The organism is Nocardia puris (genome assembly GCF_003315035.1).
In the GTDB taxonomy this organism is placed as follows: Bacteria; Actinomycetota; Actinomycetes; order Mycobacteriales; family Mycobacteriaceae; genus Nocardia; species Nocardia puris.
Genome location: NZ_QNRE01000010.1, coordinates 201,464 through 218,598, shown reverse-complemented (window position 1 = coordinate 218,598; position 17,135 = coordinate 201,464). Strand labels below are relative to the sequence as shown.

At 72.0% G+C, this 17,135-nt stretch carries 9 protein-coding genes; 2 read left to right on the top strand and 7 right to left on the bottom strand.

The features are described from left to right. Positions 1 to 109: 109 nt before the first annotated feature. A complete protein-coding gene (locus DFR74_RS23535; RefSeq protein ID WP_067503950.1) occupies positions 110 to 3,388 on the bottom strand; it encodes a (Fe-S)-binding protein in 3,279 nt (1,092 codons plus the stop codon). Between the two features lie 462 nt (positions 3,389 to 3,850). Here DFR74_RS23535 and DFR74_RS23530 point away from each other — a divergent pair, with 462 nt between their 5' ends. Next, complete coding sequence (locus DFR74_RS23530) at positions 3,851 to 4,561, top strand: hypothetical protein (RefSeq protein WP_067503953.1); 711 nt, start codon at positions 3,851 to 3,853, stop codon at positions 4,559 to 4,561. Between the two features lie 59 nt (positions 4,562 to 4,620). Here DFR74_RS23530 and DFR74_RS23525 read toward each other — a convergent pair whose 3' ends face one another. The 6 genes from DFR74_RS23525 to DFR74_RS23500 all read right to left on the bottom strand — a co-directional run bounded on the left by DFR74_RS23525 (position 4,621) and on the right by DFR74_RS23500 (position 13,998). After that, the gene (locus tag DFR74_RS23525) at positions 4,621 to 5,472 is read right to left on the bottom strand and encodes an NRDE family protein (protein WP_067503956.1); all 852 of its coding nucleotides are present in this window, start codon (positions 5,470 to 5,472) and stop codon (positions 4,621 to 4,623) included. A 124-nt stretch (positions 5,473 to 5,596) separates the two neighbouring features. Further along, on the bottom strand, positions 5,597 to 6,922 hold the full coding sequence (locus DFR74_RS23520) for a S1 family peptidase (RefSeq protein WP_067503959.1): 1,326 nt from the start codon (positions 6,920 to 6,922) through the stop codon (positions 5,597 to 5,599). 75 nt (positions 6,923 to 6,997) lie between these two features. Next, positions 6,998 to 8,353 carry a S1 family peptidase gene (locus DFR74_RS23515; RefSeq protein WP_067503962.1) on the bottom strand — a complete coding sequence of 452 codons (1,356 nt, stop codon included), beginning with the start codon at positions 8,351 to 8,353 and terminating at the stop codon, positions 6,998 to 7,000. A gap of 174 nt (positions 8,354 to 8,527) precedes the next feature. Next, entirely contained in the window at positions 8,528 to 9,661 is a 1,134-nt protein-coding gene (locus tag DFR74_RS23510) for a hypothetical protein (RefSeq protein ID WP_067503965.1), read from the bottom strand. Positions 9,662 to 9,704: 43 nt separating this feature from the next. Continuing rightward, a complete protein-coding gene (locus tag DFR74_RS23505; RefSeq protein WP_228801464.1) occupies positions 9,705 to 12,203 on the bottom strand; it encodes a LuxR C-terminal-related transcriptional regulator in 2,499 nt (832 codons plus the stop codon). Continuing rightward, positions 12,193 to 13,998 carry an Hsp70 family protein gene (locus DFR74_RS23500; RefSeq protein WP_113975259.1) on the bottom strand — a complete coding sequence of 602 codons (1,806 nt, stop codon included), beginning with the start codon at positions 13,996 to 13,998 and terminating at the stop codon, positions 12,193 to 12,195. Before DFR74_RS23500 ends, DFR74_RS23505 begins: the two co-directional genes overlap by 11 nt. Positions 13,999 to 14,295: 297 nt before the next feature. Here DFR74_RS23500 and DFR74_RS35515 point away from each other — a divergent pair, with 297 nt between their 5' ends. After that, positions 14,296 to 17,112, top strand: coding sequence for an IniB N-terminal domain-containing protein (locus tag DFR74_RS35515; RefSeq protein ID WP_147265890.1), 2,817 nt, complete (start codon positions 14,296 to 14,298; stop codon positions 17,110 to 17,112). Positions 17,113 to 17,135: the final 23 nt, after the last annotated feature.

The following is a 17,135-nucleotide window of genomic DNA, read 5'->3' as shown; positions in this document are numbered from 1 at the left end:
GGTGGGTGAGCTGATCGCCCGCTACCGGCGCGTTCAGGGGTCCCTGGTCGAGCCCTCGACTCAACGAAAATGGCCCGGATCCATAGGGATCCGGGCCACTCTCACGTGCCTAGCTCTTGCGGCCCGGCGCCTTCGCGCCCGACTTGAAGCCGAGGGCGCCGGGTTTGGCGGTGGGTGGGGCGATGGTGCCCGCGCCGTTGCCGGAGGTGCCGTTGGCGTCGTGGCCGGTGCCGTTGGTGGGCTGCTCCGGCTCCGGGGTGGGTTCCGGTTCGGCGACCGCCTCGGGCTCCTCGGTGGCCAGGGTCGGCTCCGGAGCGGGAGCCGGGGCCGGAGCGCCTGGGGCCTTCGGGCCGGGACGCTTGAAGCCCGACTTCATGGCGAGTCCCTTGGCCGGGATGGACGGCTTGGTTTCGGTGGGAGCCGAAGCCGTTGCCGCCGACGTGGATTCGGCCGTCGCCGACTCCGCCGTCTCCGGGACAGCCGGTTCCGAAACAGCCGTCTCCGAGACGGCCGCTTCCGCAGTGGCCGGGGTCGCGCCGCCCGGCGCCTTGGGGCCGGGTCGCTTGAACCCGGACTTCATCGCCAGCCCCTTGGCGGGCACCGAAGGCTTGGACTCGGTCGCCTCGGCCGGAGCTTCGGAAGCCGACTCGGCCGGGGCCGCAGGGGCTTTCGCACCGGGCGCCTTGGCGGCGCCCTTCATGCCGAGACCCTTGCCGGGTGCCTTGGCCGCACCCTTCATCCCCAGCCCCTTCACGGGCGGAGCGGCAGGTGCTTCGGCTTCCGCGGCGGGAGCGTCGGCAGCAGCCTTGGCACCCGGCGCCTTGGCGGCGCCCTTCATGCCCAGACCCTTGCCGGGCGCCTTCGCGGGGCCCTTCATGGCGAGACCCTTGGCGGCCGGCTTCTCCTCGGCGGCCGGCGCGTCGGCCTTGGCACCGGGCGCCTTGGCCGCGCCCTTCATGCCGAGTCCACCGCCACCGGGCGCCTTCGCACCCTTCATGGCGAGACCGCCACCGCCGGGCGCCTTCGCGCCCTTCATCGCCAGGCCGCCGCCCTTCGGCGCCGCCTTCGCGGCCGCGGGGGCCGCCTCGGCGACGGGCTCGGGTTCCGGTTCGGGTTCCGGCTCGGCCTTGGGCTCCTGGATGACGGTCAGGTTCTCGGTCAGCACACCGGCGTCGACGCGGTCGACGGCGTCGAGCATGAGCTGCGCGACGTCGACGACCTCGACGCCCTCGCCCTCGCCCTTCTCCTGGCGCGCGGTCACACCGTCGGTGAGCATCACGCGGCAGAACGGGCAGCCGGTCGCGATCTTGCCGGGGCCGGAGCCGTTGGCCGACTCGGTGAGCGCACCGAGGCCCTCGTCCACACGGTCGACGTTGATGCGCTTGCCGAGCTGCTCCTCCATCCACATACGCGCACCACCGGCGCCACAGCACATGGACCGTTCGCCGTGACGCGGCATTTCGACCAGCTTGGAGCCCGACGCCTCCATCAGCTCACGCGGGGCGTTGTAGATCTTGTTGTGGCGGCCCAGGTAGCAGGGGTCGTGGTAGGTGACGTTCTGCGACACCGAGGCCACCGGCACCAGCTTCTTCTGCCGCACCAGGCGGTTCAGCAGCTGGGTGTGGTGCACCACCTCGTAGGTGCCGCCGACCTGCGGGTACTCGTTATTGAGCGCGTTGAAGCAGTGCGCGCAGGTGACGACGATCTTCTTCTTGCGCTCTTCGACGCCCTCGAACACCGAGTTCAGCAGCTCGATGTTCTGCATGGCCAGCTGCTGGAACAGGAACTCGTTGCCCGCGCGGCGCGCCGAGTCGCCGGTGCAGGTCTCCTCCTGGCCGAGCACCATGAACTTCACGCCCGCGGTGGCCAGCAGTTCGGCGACCGCCTTGGTGGTCTTCTTCGCGCGGTCCTCGTAGGCGCCGGCGCAGCCGACCCAGAACAGGTATTCGTAGCCGTCGAAGCTGTCGGCGTCCTTGCCGAAGACCGGGATCTGGAAGTCCAGCTCGTTGATCCAGTTCAGGCGGTCCTTGGCGTTCTGGCCCCAGGGGTTGCCCTTGTTCTCCAGGTTCTTGAACAGGCCGGCCAGCTCGGAGGGGAACTCCGATTCGATCAGCACCTGGTAGCGGCGCATGTCGATGATGTGGTCGACGTGCTCGATGTCCACCGGGCACTGCTCCACGCAGGCGCCGCAGGTGGTGCAGCTCCACAGCACCTCGGGGTCGATGATGCCGTGCGCGTCCTCACCGCCGACCAGCGGGCGCTCGGCCTCGGCGCGCGCGGCCTCGGGGATCTTGGCCAGCGCGGCCTCGTCGGGCTTGCCGTCGGCGTCGACCAGGCCGATCTCGTCGCCGCCCATGTCCTTGCGGCCGCCGGCCAGCAGGTAGGGCGCCTTGGCGTAGCCGTGGTCGCGCAGCGACATGATGAGCAGCTTGGGCGAGAGCGGCTTACCGGTGTTCCAGGCGGGGCATTGGGACTGGCAGCGCCCGCACTCGGTGCAGGTGGTGAAGTCGAGGATGCCCTTCCAGGAGAAGTCCTCGATCTTGCCCGCGCCGAGGGTGTCGGTGTCGGGGTCGACGTTGTCCATGTCCAGGGCGCGGCCCTTGGACATCATCGGCTTGGCGGCGCCGAGGGCCACGTCGCCGTCGTCCTCGCGCTTGAAGTAGATGTTCGGGAAGGCCGAGAAGCGGTGCCAGGCCACGCCCCAGGTGATATTGCGGCCGACCAGGTAGAGGAAGGCCATACCCGACATGAGCTTGATGAACGCGAAGATCGACACCATCACCGGGCTGGCGGGCAGCAGCTTGGCCACCTGCATGGTGAAGAAGTCGGTCGCGGTGTTGGAGTGGTGGTAGGTCGCGATCTTGCCGGCCTTGACGAAGATCATGCCGAGGCCCTCGAGGAGCACGATGGTCTCGATGACGTAGGCCGGGGCGAACTTGGAGCCGCTGAATCGCGACAGGCGCTCGGGCACCCGCGGGTGGTTGAGCTGGCGGATGATGATCAGCGCCGTGATGCCGACGACGGTGCCGATGCCGAGGATCTCGTCCCACAGGTGGTAGATCGCCAGGTTGCCGATGATCGGCCAGTGGAACGACGGGTCGAAGGTCTGGCCGTAGGCTTCGAACCAGAGGATGGCGCCGCCCATGAAGCCGATCATGACGAGCCAGTGCGCCCAGCCGACCGTACGGAACTTGTTCATCCGCGTATGAGCGAGGAACTCGATGACCATCTGCTTGAAGCGCGGGAAGAACGGCCGCCAGCGGTCCGGCGCGCTCTGCCCGATCATGATGGTGCGCGCGATGTTCCTGACGCCGCCCAAGAACGACGCCCAGCACACGATGCTGAGCGTCGCCCCGATCGTGCCCAGCGTCACTGTCAGGGCATTCATGTCGCGACCTTTCTTTGCGGCAACACGAGCTGTACGGGCGCGGCATGCGCGCCGCCCCGGTTGGCTCGTATCGTAACCCCCAGTAAGTTACCCACCGGTAACTTACGTGTCCATCGTACGATCCACTTTTGTGACCCAGCCCTATTTCCTGGGGCGCGGGCCGGATTTCCGGTGTGATCAATGTCACACCAAGAAAATCCGGCCCGCGGGGCTATCGGCCGGTAACCACCGTAAACGCCGAGGAAGTAGGCCCATTCGGTAAGGGCAGGCTTACTCGTGTGCACATGTAACGGATCTCGCATTAGTCGCCGGGGTCGACTACGCTCACGACCGTTCTGTTCGCGGCATCCGCTGCCCACCGCTCGGGGAGAATCCGAAGTGCCTGACCAGCTTTCGGATTGAATGAGCTCTCGCGTGACGACAGCGGCCCGCGCACACCCTGATGATGGATTGGAAAACCGAATGAACTTCCGCAGAACCACTGCGGCTGCCGCGCTGGTCATCGGTGCGTTGACCGTCGGTATGGGGACCGCTCATGCCGAGCCCGCCGCGCCCGCGCCTGCTGAGGACATCAGCTACTCCGTCAAGCTGGTGGACAAGACCGTCGTCGCATCGCTCCGTGGGGGGACCTTCTCGCTGGTCGAGAAGGATGGAGCCACCGTCGACGACCCGAAGACGAACATCCTGGACATCAAGGACGACGCAGGCAACACGGTCATCTCGTTGCCGCTGAGCTTCAACGTCAACGGGACCGACATCCCGGTCGCCACCGAGGTCAAGAAGGACGGCACCGTCCTCGAGGTGACCCCGGAGAAGCCCGAGGGCGTGCAGCTGGACAAGCCGGTCGAGGTCAAGCCCATCGCGGGTCCCATCGAGAATCAGCGCGCGATGAACGACTTCGCCAGCAAGTTCGGCATCGGCACCGCCATCGGCGGCTTCGTCGGCACCGCCATCGGCGCGGTCGTCGGCTGCGTATTCGGCCTGCCGCTGTTCGGCGTCGGCTGCATCGCGGGCCTGCCGATCGGCGCGGGCATCGGCGGGATCCTGGGCACCATCGCCGTCGGTGGTCCCACGCTGCTCGCCGCGGGCATCGAGCTGATCAACACCCTGCAGGCGCCGGAAGGCACCACGCAGTGGGCCGACAAGCCGAAGGCCGCCCAGGCCGCGAACTGACCCGCGGTACCGCACGAAATCAGGCCCGCTCCCGCGAAGGGAGCGGGCCTTTCGCGTGGTCAGGGCAGCGCGAGCGTGCCGTGAAAGCTCACCGCGCCCAGACTCTCACCCAGCTCGCCGAACGAGCGCTCCGCCACCGTGAACGACCCGTCCTCACGCACCAGCAGCACTGTGCTCGCCCTGGTGCCGTGGATCCGGTGGGCGATGAACCGGGCCGAGAGCGATCGTTCCATCTCCAGCGGCACGCCGGTGCCCGGCAACTGGTCGTCGGGCGCCTCGGTGCGATCGGAGAGCACGTCGAAGTAGCGGTCGAGGGCATCGGGGTCGGATTCCACCACCTTGCGCAGTTCGGTCAGGCCGCCGCGCACCTTCGGCCAGATCCGTCGCGGCGCGGACAGTTCGGCGTCCGGCGCGGGCGCCGCCGAGGTGACGAACGGGCCGTTGGACAGCCCGTGGAAGCCGGGCTCCAGTGCTCGCGGGGGTCGCTGGGAACGGTTGGAGTGCCACCACAGCGTCTCGAGGTCGCTCAGTACCAGGTTGTAGCCGTTGTAGTCGTCCGGGGCGGCGGCGACCGCATCGAGGTAGCGGCGCGGGCCGGGATGTTCGGCGCTGTCGAGGAAGTCCATCAGCAGCGCGCCCCGCGAACGGGCGTCGCGGCGTTCGTCGCGCGGGTTGCGCACATTGGTGACGGCCGCGAAACGGGCGGGTGATTCCGCCACACCGAGCCAAGTACCGGGCCGCACGCCCGGTGCGTAGCCCGGAGCGCCCACGTCGCGGCCCGCGAGCAGACCGGACACCTCCGGCCACCACCGCATCGGCTCTGCGGGCCGCACATAGAACTCGTCCCGGTTGGCCGCCACGATCAACCGGTAGTCCGGGTGGGCGCGCCAGCCGATCAACACCAAACACATGCATTCCAGAATGCCGGAACGGCCGGAACGGATCGCGGTTATCGGGGCGCAAGGGCAGTGGAACGGTCCCCGAGACAGCGAAAAGGCCGCCGGTGCTCCCAACCGGCGGCCTTCTCGCGGTATCTCAGTTCGTGCGGACCCGCAGACCCGGGTTGTCCGACAGGACCACGCTCAGCGGCTGCGCGAACAGCTGCGGCGCGTTGCCCGTGAGCGCGCCGATGAGGTTCGGGATCTCGCAGATCGGGAAGTCGGCCACCGACGAGGCGCTGGAGATGCCGAGCGCCATCCGTCCGGTCACCACGGCGCCGCCGCTGTCGCCGGGCAGCGCGCAGATGGTGGCGGAGAAGCTCTGGGTGAGCTGGCGCTCGCCGACCTGCACGGTCTGGTCGACCGCGCTGATGATTCCGCAGCTGAAGCCGGTGCGCGAACCCGACTTGCACACCGGCGCGCCGATCACAGGCGTCGCGACGCCTTCGATGAGCACGGGCGCGGCGCCGGGGACGCGGACGCCGTTATTGCGGAAGCGATCCGCCACCGCGTCGTCGATCCGGATGATCGAGTAGTCCTGCGAGCCGAGCACCGACTTGGCGAACGAGCCCAGGCGCGCCCCGCGCCGGTCCTGCGGCAGCATCTCGTGCACGCCCGACGCGTTCGCACCGCCCGCGGCGGCGCCGTTCGGATCGCAGTGGCCCGCCGAGATGTTGACGACGTTGCCCGAGCGGTCGGTGCCGTTGAACCCGAAAGAGCAGCGCAGCTGCACGTCGCCGCCCACCGCGGCGTACCCGTCGCCACCGGTCAGCGAGGCGCGGTCGACGCCCTCGGCGATCGGGGTGCCCTGCGGCAGCGTCTCACCCGCCACGGGCGGCGCGGTGACGATCACGCGGGCCGGGTCCACGAAGCTGGGCATCGGGACGCCCGCCTGGTCCACCCGCACCGCGATGCTGTTGTTGACCGTATCGATCACGACGCCGCGCACCAGCGCCGACACCGCCGCGGGCTGGCTGTCCAGCCACCGCTCGAACGCGCTCTTCTCCCCGCGCAGCGCCGCCTCGCTCTTGGCGACGTCGCGCACCTCGAAGCCCGCCGACTGGGCCGCCTGGCGCGCCTCCTGCGCGCCGGGGCCCTGCGCCAGCGCGACGACGGCCTTGCCCGCGTCGTCGAGCCAGGCGCCCGCGAACACCTGCGGGTACTGGCGCTGCGCCGAGGTGGCGAACGCGGCGACCTGCTGGCCGAGCTCGGCGCGGCGCAGGTATTCGTCGGGCGAGATCTTCAGATCGCGGGTGACGGCGCTGAGCAGCTCGGCGGGCAGGCCGGGCCCGGCCGGTTCGGCGTTGGCCACCGCGGCGCTGGGACCGAACAGCAGGATCGCCGCCGAAGCGGCGATCACGGACTTGCGGAAGCCGGTCTGTCGCGCAGTGGATCGGAACAGACCGATACGTGGCAGGAGCATGGGGAGACTATATGGGGTCCGAGCCGGTAATCCCACTCCTCGCCCGGCTTGTTCTCCTCGCTCGGCGCGTCGCGCTCAGCCCGCGTTCGGGCGCGTCCGCACGGTGATGCCGCTGCCGAGCCCGCCGCCGGAGGAGGCGTTGATATCGGCCAGGATCGAGCGGATCGGGATGCCCAGCGTCGCGGTGCCGCCGTACGGGGCCAGCGCGAGGTTGGCCTCGTCGCAGTCGGGGGCGTCGGCGGCGTTGGAACCGCTGGTGATGCCCAGCGCCAGCGTGCCGGACACGATCGCGCCGCCGCTGTCACCGCCCAGGGTGCAGGCGGAGCTGGCGAAACCGCGCACGGTCTTGCTCTCGCCGTCAGCGGTGTAGAGCTGCGTCTCGACCCGGTCGGCCACCACGAAACCGCAGGTGAACGCGGAGGTCTGGCCCGACTTGCACACCGGGGCGCCGACGATCGGATCGGCGGTGCCGGTGATCGAGAGCGTGGTGCCGTTGGCGGCGCGCACCGAGGGCTGGTCCATGCCCGCGCGCACGGCGCGGTCGTTGAGCTGGATCACCGAGTAGTCCAGCGCGCTGCTGCCACCCAGTTCGGCGCGCACGAACGTGCCCAGTTCGGGGCTGTTGGCGATATCGCGCACGTTGGGCAGGTAGACGCCGGCCCGCTGATCGGACTTGCCCAGGTTCGGGTCGCAGTGGCCCGCGCTGATATTGAGGGCGTTGCCCGCCGCGTCCACGCTGTTGAAACCGAACGAGCACACGTCCACGCCGCGCAGCGAGGTGTCCCGCAACGAGCCGGGCACGCTGATGTAGGTGTCGCCGCCCATCGGGCGCCGCTCCACCGGCCCGCCGCCGCCCGGCGACAGGATGACCTTCACGTTGGCGATCAGCGTGGGCAGGTTGAGCATGTGGCCCACGGGCGTGTTCGCGACGCTGAGCACCAGCTGGCTGTTGAGGAAGTCGATGGCGACGGAGTTGATCGCCTCGGACAGTTCGCGCGGCAGCGTGCCGATCCACTGGGTGAGCTGGTTCAGCGAGCTCTCCAGGTTGTCGGCCGAGACGGGCGCCAGGCGGGTCTGGTAGCCGTCGCCCGCCGCGACGCGCGCGGCGTCGGGGGAGGTGACCGCGACGACCGCCTTGCCCTCGGCGCTCATCCAGGCGCCCGCGAAGTCGGTGGGGCGCTCGGAGCGGAAGTCGCGCGCGTACTCGCGCAGCTGCTGGGCGCGGGCGGCGCGATCCAGGTACTCGGTCGGGCTCATCTTCAGATCCCGGGTGACGGCCTCCACGAGTTCGGCGGGCAGCGCGTCGGGGCTCAGCTGCGGTGGCGCGGGTTCCGCCGCCGCCGTGCCGGACATCGGAACCAGGAGAACGGTCGCCGCCGCCGCGATCGAGGCAGCCTTGACCGAGGCGCGACGCGCCACCAACTTGCGCATGAAGTCCCTTCGTCGGCACACGGGTGCCAGCTACATCCGTGCGCTCGCGGCGGCGAATCCGTTGGCGCACAAGTCCTCGTCGAGCGACCGGAGGGTACCGGGAAACCCCGTCCGATCCGGTCAGCGCTTCACTTTAAGGCACAAACCCCGATCGGTCGCTACCAATCGGCATGATCATCGGGGAACCGTGGGGGTCTCCCACCACTCGAACGGATTCTCCGGGTCGTAGGGCTGCCAGGGATTGCGCGGACGGGTCCTGGTCGGACTCGTGGTCTCCTCCGGCGTGGTGGTGGGCGGGACCGTGGTGGTGGTCGGTTCCTCGGTGGTCGTCGGCGGTGGGGGTGGCGGCGCAGGCTCCGGCTCCGTCGTGGTCGTGGTGACGATCGGAGGTTCCGTGGTGATCGGCGCGGGCGGCGGCGCGACGGGTTGCGCGGGCGGCGGCGGGGGCGGTGCGACCGTGCTGGTGGTGGACACGCCCGATTGTGCGTCGCGCACGGGCGGCACCGCGGGGGAGTCTTCACCGCGGAAGAGCAGGGCCACGCCCACACCGCCCAGTGTCAGGCCGACCAGCGCCGCGGCCGCGATGAGCACCGTGACGCGCTTGCGGTCCTCCTTCGGGGTGGGCTGCGGCGCGGGGGCGGGCGTCTCGGGGACGTCGGTGATGGCCTCGGTGGGCAGGGCCGTCGCGATCGGCATCGCCGCCGAGTACGCCTGTTGCGCCTCCGGCACGGGCACCGCCGGGATCACGTCGGTCACGATCGTCGAATTCTCCGCCGCGGTCGGATCGGGCGGCGTCGCACCCGCCGGGGTCGCGAGCACGGCGGCCAGCGCGGCGCGGGCGGCGTCGTAGGAGAAGGACTTGCCCGGCTCGGCGGTGTCGACGGCGGGCAGATCGGCCTCGCTGACCAGCACCACCGACTTCAGGCCCAGGTAGTCCAGCGCCTCGCGCAGCGCCTGCACCTGCTCGGCGGGCCAGCCGCCGGGGTGGGTGGCGTAGAACTCGGCGGCGCCGCTCAGGTGTTCGGCGGTGAGGTTGATCAGGCAGAACAGCGCGGTCGCGACCAGGTCCTCGGCGCGGTAGGCCTCGCCGTCGTCCACGGTGATGCCGGCCGGGTCGCCGACGGCGGCCACGAAACCGGTGATGGAGTGCGAATGGTCGGCGGGCGGCTCGCCGCCGAGCACGGTGTCGCCGTCGTCGGACATGTGCAGCACCGATTCGCGCACCACGTAGTGCAGTTCCCCGCCGTCGGTGACGATGGCGGCGGTGCTGTCCTCGTCGGCGATCCGCAGGCCCACCCCTGTGGCCATCACATTCCTCGCTTCGGCTCTTCGATCGGCCGCACCGGGGCGATCACACGAGCAACGATCCGTGTCCCATGGCGCGGAGCATTGACAATAACTCCGAACGCGACCGTGCACCGATCCGGCGCCGAATCCGTGCGACGTGATGCTCCACCGTCTTGGCGGAGATGTACAGCCGCGCTCCGATCTCACGGTAGGTGAGGCCGAGCAGCACCAGTTCGGCCACCTCACGTTCGCGTTCGCTGAGCATCGCCGCGCCTGTGGCCGCCGGTTCCGGGGTGGTGACGGCCGTCGTGATCGGGCGTTCCTGCGGGCGGGATTCGGTGCGCACGGTGCGCGCCAGCTTGAGCAGCGCGGTCGCGGTGGCCGAATCGGCGGCGGCCAGCGCCGCCTCGCTGGCCAGCCGGGCCGCGTCCCAGGTGAGGCCGATGCCGCGCAGTCCGGTGACGGCCACTTCCACCAGTTTCACCTCGACCTGCCCGCGCAGCACCAGCACCCAGGTGCGGCCCGCGTCGGCCAGCACGGCGGCGTGCCGGTCGCCCGCGGCGGCGGCCGCCTTGAGCCGGTGCGCGGGCGGCAGCAGTTCGTCGGGCCGCTCGTGCGCGATGGCGGCCTGCACGCCGTACCAGTGGAAGGCGTTCGCCCAGGCGGGCGGCTGGTGCAGGCGGTGCAGCAGCTCGCGGGTGGCCTCGACGAGCCGCTGGACGCGTTCCTCGTCGCGCAGGCGGATACCGGCCAGCCACAGCTCGCCGACCGGCAGCACGGTGAGCAGGTCGGCGTCGACCTGGTCGAACATGGGAGCTGCGGCTTGCCAGGCCCGGGTCAGCGCGGTGTGGTCGCCCGCGCGGCGCGCCAGCCCGACGGTGACGCCGTGCGCGAGCAGCTTGTCGCGCAGGTCGAGCCGGTCCCAGTCGAGGTCGGCGACGGTGTCGGCGGCGGTGCGCTCGTCGCCGCCGAGCATCGCGGTCCAGGCGGTGAGCACCTGGAGCTGGTGGCAGCGCAGCCCGCTGGCGGCGGCGCGGCGCAGTGCCTCGCCCGCGCGGCGCGGGTCGCCGGTGCTCAGGCACAGCAGCGCGGCGATGGACACCGCCGTACAGGGTAGGAAGCGGTCGATGCCCGAATCGGCGTGCGAGGCCTGGATGAGCGCGGAAATGGCTGTCGCGGTCGACTTTCCGTCGATCGAGCGGCCCAGTGAGGTGGCGATGAGGCTCGCGTGCGCCCCGGCCTGGGTGGGCGGCCAGCGGTCGGCGGTGGCGCGGAGATCGGCCGCGGCGGGGGTGTTGCCCGCCAGGTAGAGCACGGTCGCGCCGACAGCCCAGTCGGGGCCGACGCGGTCGGGACCGAGCCAGCCGTAGAGCTGGGCTGCCCGCCCGACCAGCCCGCGCCGGGTGAGCACGCCCGCGCAGATCCGTACGGCGGCGGTGAGATCCGCACCCGCCGCGCCCGCGCGGGCCAGTACGGGTTCGGCCAGCCGCATCGCCGTCTCGCCGTCGCCGATATTGGCGGCGGCTTCGGCCCAGCGCAGGCCGATCAGACCGGGTTCGGCGCCCGCCGAGGCGGCGGCCGCGTAGTAGCGCACCGCGTCACGTCCGGCTTGTTCGGCTGCGGCGCTGAGGAATTCGGCGAGCCGGGGGTCCTGCACGCCGGATTCGGCGAGCAGCAGGGCGGTGTGGTCGCGCAACAGTCCGGCGTCCAGGCGCGCGCCGAGCAGGCGGCGCTGCACCGCGACGAACCGGCGGTCGCCCAGCATGGTGCGCAGCGGCGCGACTGCGGGCGCGAGGAGCAGATCGGCGTCGGTCACCAGGGCGCTGGCGCGGGCGCGGTCGATGAGCGACTGCGCGGTCTCGGGCGGCACGCCCAGCACCTCGGTGAGTTCGGTGGCGTCCAGGCCGGTGCCCGTGGTGGCCACGGCCAGCGTCTCGAGCAGATCGGGTTCGATGCTTTCCAGTTGCGCGCGTGCCCATTTCGTGACGGCCTCGTCCACCGCCGCGGTGCCCGCGTCCAGTCGGCCGGTGCCCGCGGCGGAGAGCGCGGCCACCACGCCGCCGCGGATACCGCCGGTCTGCTGGTGGATGTGCTGGGCGACCGGGCGCGGCACCATCATCCCGAGTTCGCGCGCGAAGGGCAGGATGTCGGCCACGCCGAGCGGGCGCAGATCCACCACGCGGCCGCGGCGCGTCACGGCGTCGGTGAGCGTGCGCAGTGCCGGTTCGTGCGGGCGGGGCTGGGCCGCGATGACCACCGTGAGGTGACCGGATTCGACTACGGCGCACAGTCTTTCGAGATCACCCTGGGGGAGGGTGTGTGCGTTGTCGACGATCAGCGCCTGATGCGGCCCCGCGCCGTTCGGTTCGAGGGCCGTGAGGGTGTCGCGCAGCGGGACACCCCGGGCCCTCAGGCGGGTGCGGATCGCGCTCAGCAATGTCGATTTACCGGTGCCGGACCTGCCGCGGATCAGATAGGCGGTGGGTTCGGCGTCCGGGCAATCGATGTCGCGGAGCAGTTCGCGAGCGGTCGGCAGGGTGTCGAACGCCGTTTCAGCCACCATTGCCTCCGAGGACGTCGCCGACTGCACCGCCCAGTCCGCCGACGACCCCGCCGACGCCTTCGCCGACGCCGCCGACCACGCCACCCACACCGCCGACGACGTCCTCGACCGCACCGCCGACGGTGCCGCCGGGGCGTTGCGGTTGGGGCTGGGGCTGGGGTTGCGGCTGAGGCTGCGGTTGAGGCTGCGGTTGAGGTTGCGGTGCAGGGGAATTCGGGCTCGGGGCGGGCTGCTGGCCCTGCGCCGGGGGCGGCGCGGCCGGGGTGCCTGGCGTCTGCTGTTGGGTGCCGGGCTGGTCGTTCGCCGTCGGAGCGCCGGTCGAGCCCTGCGGGGCGCTCGCGGGCGAACCGGTCTGGGCCACAGCCGGATTCGACGGGTCGGCTGGGCCGGACACGGGCTCCGCGGCCGGTGCGTCCGTCGGCGCCGCGTCGGGTGCGCCCGGTGTGGCGGCCTCGGTCGCGACGGTGGTCTGCTGGGTGGGCGAGGCCGGGGACGGGCTGGACTGCACGCCGGTGCCGATCGCGACGGTGCCCGTCGCGAGCAGGCCGATCGCGAGCGCGGCGCCCGCCACGATCGCGATCCGCTTGCCGCCCGATGGCTTGCGGGGCGGGGCTTCGGGGTCGGTCGGCAGCGTCGCGCCGCCGTTGTCGCGCTCGACGGCGGGCAGCCGGACGGTGGCCGCCTCGGCTTGCGCCGCGAGCGGCATGGCGACGGCGGCGGCCGCGTCGGCGTCGAGAAGGTCGGCGGCCAGCAGGGCCGCGCCGCGCGCCGCGGTGTGGGCGGGCTCGGGCGCGGCGGTGACGGGCAGGCCGAACTCCGTCGAGATCAGTTCGGCCGCAAGGGGAATCGCGCCCCCGCCGCCGGTCAGCAGGACGCGCCCGAGATCGGCGACGTCCAGGCCGGCGCGACGGGTCACCTCGCGCACCAACTCCACCGCCGTCAGCAGCGGGCCGCGCAGCAGCTCCTCCAGTTCGTCGCGCACCAAGCGGACGCGTTCACCCGCCTCCTCGGCCGGGTCCACCCGCACCGGAACCACCGTGGCGGTATTGATGGAAAGCTCTTCTTTCGCTTTTCGGCAGCGGTCGCGCAATACCGACAATTCCCGTTCCACCACGGGATCGAACGGGTCGAAATCATTTCCGCGCACCGCGTTAGCCAGGACATAGCGCATGGTCAGCAGATCGAATTCCGTGCCAGCGGCTTCGGTGGTGTGCTGCGCGGCCAGCAGCGCGGTCTGCGCGCCGGTGCGCACCACCGAGACGGTGGTGGCCGTGGCGCCCAGATCCACGACGACGAGCGCGCCGTCGCCCAGCGGACCGTGCGCGGCGGCGAGCCAGCGCACCGCGGCGATCGGCTCCGGGACCAACGTGACGTCGCCGGTGACGGCGGCCTCGAGTGCGGCGCGCTGCACGTCGACCGTGTGGCGCGACCACCAGGCCGGGTGGCAGACCACGGTGGCCGTGGGCTCCGCGCCCTCGCGGTGCGCGGCCTCGGCCATCAGGCAGGTCACGGCGGTGGCGACCAGATCGTGCGCGGCGTGCGCGGACCCGTCCTCGGCCAGCATCGCGACCGGATCGCCGACGCGGGCCAGGAAACCCTCCACCACCACGTCGCCGGAATGCCTGCCCGCGCGGGCCGCGCCCAGAGCGGGCGGCTCGTCGGCGGCCAGCCGGAGCACGCTGGGGCGGGTCGATACCGCACCCGTGGCCTCCGCCGTGCCGTTCTCCCCCACCGCCGCGACCGCGACCGAATTCGACGACCCGACGGTGATGCCGAGCGCCAGACGCTGTGTCATTCGTGAACCTCTTCGCCGAGACCGGGGCCCGGTAGCCCCTGCTGTCTGTTGCCATGTCCTGCGAAAGCCGTGTGGTCCGGCCGACTTGTTCGATCTGTCGGTTGCTGGGTGTCCGCCGTTACTTCTGGGGGCAGGTTCGGGGAAATTCCCCTAATGCCGGGCAACCCCCTAACGGTGTGCCCCCGGCGAAGAGTGGGGGTTCGCCCCGTTTCTCCGTAACACGATGCGTGCCTAGCGTGAAATGCATTCCAACGAGTGCGGATCGCCCGGTCCGCCGATTCCAGGAGATGATGCACGATGACTCCCAACGCGATTCTCGAGTTCATCCTCGGCCTGCTGCGCGACCGCGAAGCCGCGGTGGGTTACTGCGCGAACCCCGAGGGCGCGTTGGCCGCGGCGGGCCTCTGTGAGGTGACGCCCGAAGACATCGCCGCCTGCGCCCCCATGGTCGCCGAATCGGCCCTCGTCGCCGGCGGCTCCCAGCTCTCCGCCATCATCGCCGCGGGCGCCGCCACCACGGCCACGGCCGCCGCGGCCGCCGTGGTGGGGGCTGCCGCCTCCGCCGGCATCGACGCCGCCACCGACCTGACCGCCGGAATCGGCGTGGATCTCGGCGGTGGTGTGAACACCGATATCGACTTGGGTCTGGGTGGTGGAACTGACATCGACCTGGGGCTGGGCGGCGGAACCGATATCGATCTGGGGCTGGGCGGCGGCCTGGACCTGGGACTGGACGCCGCACTCGACGTGGTCGGCGACGTGACCGCCGGCCTTGGCGGAGCGGTCCAAGCGGGCGTGGACGCGGCCGCCGGCCTGGGTGCGACCCTGGGCGGCTCCCTCGGCGCGGTGACCGACCTGACCGCCGGGTTGGGCGCCGGCCTGGGTGCCACGGTCGGCGGCGCGGTGGACGCCGCCGCCGGCGTCGGCGCGGGGCTGGGTGCCGGATTGAACGGCGGGCTCGGCGCGGTCGGCGATGTGACGGCCGGCCTGGGCGGTGCGGTAGACGCGGCCGCCGGGCTCGGCGCCGGCGTGGGTGCCGCCGTCGGCGGTGCGGTGGACGCTGCGGCGAATCTCGGTGCGGGGCTGGAGGGTTCGCTCGGTGCGGTGGGAGATGTGACGGCCGGAGTTGGCGGAGCGCTGGGGGCTGCTGCGGGGATTGGCGCTGGCGTGAGTGGCGCGGTCGAGGGTGCGCTTGGTGTGGTGGGGGATGCGGCGGCCGGGATCGGTGCGGGAGTGGGCGGCGCTGTGGAGGCCGGTGCGGACGCTGCTGCGGGTATCGGTGCGGGGCTGGAGGGTGCGCTCGGCGCGGCTGGTGATCTGGCAGCCGGTGTCGAAGCTTCGCTCGGTGCGGCGGCCGGTCTGGGTGCTGGCGTAGGTGGCGCGGTCGAGGGCGCGCTCGGCGCGGGCGGCGACCTGACGGCGGGCCTCGGTGGCGCGGTGGATGCGGTGGCGAATCTCGGTGCGGGGCTGGAAGGTTCGCTCGCCGGGGCTGGAGATCTGGCGGCCGGTGTCGGAGGTGCGGTGGACGCGGGTGCCGGTGTGGGGGCTGGTCTTTCGGGTGCGCTCGAGGGTGCGCTCGGTGCGGGTGGGGAGTTGGGGGCAGGCGGGGCCTCGGGTGCGGTTGCGGGCGTTGAGGGTGCGCTCGGTGCTGTGGCCGAGGTCGGGGGTGGTCTTGGTGGAGACCTCGCGGCCGGCATCGGTGGCGCGGTCGGTGGTGTCGGGGCGGGACTGGAAGGCGCGCTCGGTGCGGCCGGTTCGGTGGAGTCCGGGCTCGAGGGTGCGCTCGGGGCTGGGGCCGGAATCGGTGCCGGAGTGGAGGGCGCGGTCGCCGGTGGGGTCGAGGGTGCGCTCGGTGCCGTTGCGGAAGGTGGCGCGGGGCTCGAAGGTGCGCTCGGGGCGGTGGCCGGAATCGGTGCGGGGCTCGACGGTGCGGTGGGTGCCGGAGGCGGCCTGGGTGCCGATCTCGGTGCGGCGGCCGAAGGCGCGCTCGGGGCGGCCGGAAGTCTCGGGAGTGAGTTCGGAGCCGGGGTCTCCGGTGGTATCGACGCGGTCGGTGGCGTCTCCGGTGCGGTCGGCGGGCAGGCCGGGGGTGGACTCGAATCGAGTGTGTCGGCCGGGCTGGGGACCGTGCTCGGGGCCGGCGCCGAGATCGGTGGCGGGTTGAGCAGTGAGCTCGGCGGTGCGCTGGCCGGTGGGGCGCAGGGCGGCGCGGAGTTGGGCGGTGGATGGCAGGGGCTGGTCGGCGGTGTGGCCGGCATCGGTGGCGGTGCGGCCGGAACCGGTTTGGAGACAGGGCTTTCCGGCTCGATCGCGGCCGGTGGTGAGTTTGCCTCCGGACTCGAAACGGGTCTCGGCGCGGGCGCGCAGGCGGGCGCCGATATCGCGGCCGGCGCGGCCGGCGAGCTGGGTGCCGGTCTGGAATCGGGACTCGGCGGCGCGTTCGACGCGGGTGCGGGTCTGACCGCCGGGCTCGGTGCGGCGGCCGACGCGGGCGCGGAGCTCTCCGGTGGCCTGACCGGTGCGTTGGAGGGTGGCGCGCAGGCGGCGGGCGGCCTCGGCGGCACGCTGGACGGCGGTCTGTCGGCCGGCCTCGATGCCGCGGGCCAGGCCGGTGCCGGGCTCTCGACCGGTATCGGCGGTGCCGCGGAAGCCGGGGCGGGTCTGTCGACCGGCATCGGTGGCGCGTTGGAGGGCGGCGCGGGTGCGGTCGGCGGTGCGGCCGGCGGCCTGTCGACCGGCCTCGGCGGCGCCTTCGATGGCAGCGCGGCAGGTGGCGCGGGTGGAGTCCTCTCGGCGGGTATCGACGGTGGCGCGGGTGCGGTCGGCGGTGCGGCCGGTGGCCTGTCGACCGGTGCCGGTGCTGCTGCGGATGCGGGCGCGGGCCTCACCACCGGTATCGGCGCGACCGCGAATACCGGTGCCGCCGCAGGTGGTTCGGCCCAAGGCGCCCTCGACTCCACCGCGAACACCTGGTCCTCCCTGGACGTCTCGGGTGCCTTCGGCTCCGGCTTCGACACCCTCGGCACCACGGACACCTCGCTGTTCGCCGACACCGACACGTCGATGGACACCGGCGCCTCCGCCGACCTCTCCACCGACTCCTTCCTCAACTGACCCACCGGAAGGCCCCACCCATG

What these genes read in the sequence shown, in the direction of transcription:
- DFR74_RS23505 (WP_228801464.1), bottom strand. Translation starts at nt 12,203, where the DNA reads ATGGTGGCTGAAACGGCGTTCGACACCCTGCCGACCGCTCGCGAACTG.
- DFR74_RS23510 (WP_067503965.1), bottom strand. Translation starts at nt 9,661, where the DNA reads ATGGCCACAGGGGTGGGCCTGCGGATCGCCGACGAGGACAGCACCGCC.
- DFR74_RS23535 (WP_067503950.1), bottom strand. Translation starts at nt 3,388, where the DNA reads ATGAATGCCCTGACAGTGACGCTGGGCACGATCGGGGCGACGCTCAGC.
- DFR74_RS23515 (WP_067503962.1), bottom strand. Translation starts at nt 8,353, where the DNA reads ATGCGCAAGTTGGTGGCGCGTCGCGCCTCGGTCAAGGCTGCCTCGATC.
- DFR74_RS35515 (WP_147265890.1), top strand. Translation starts at nt 14,296, where the DNA reads ATGACTCCCAACGCGATTCTCGAGTTCATCCTCGGCCTGCTGCGCGAC.
- DFR74_RS23500 (WP_113975259.1), bottom strand. Translation starts at nt 13,998, where the DNA reads ATGACACAGCGTCTGGCGCTCGGCATCACCGTCGGGTCGTCGAATTCG.
- DFR74_RS23520 (WP_067503959.1), bottom strand. Translation starts at nt 6,922, where the DNA reads ATGCTCCTGCCACGTATCGGTCTGTTCCGATCCACTGCGCGACAGACC.
- DFR74_RS23525 (WP_067503956.1), bottom strand. Translation starts at nt 5,472, where the DNA reads ATGTGTTTGGTGTTGATCGGCTGGCGCGCCCACCCGGACTACCGGTTG.
- DFR74_RS23530 (WP_067503953.1), top strand. Translation starts at nt 3,851, where the DNA reads ATGAACTTCCGCAGAACCACTGCGGCTGCCGCGCTGGTCATCGGTGCG.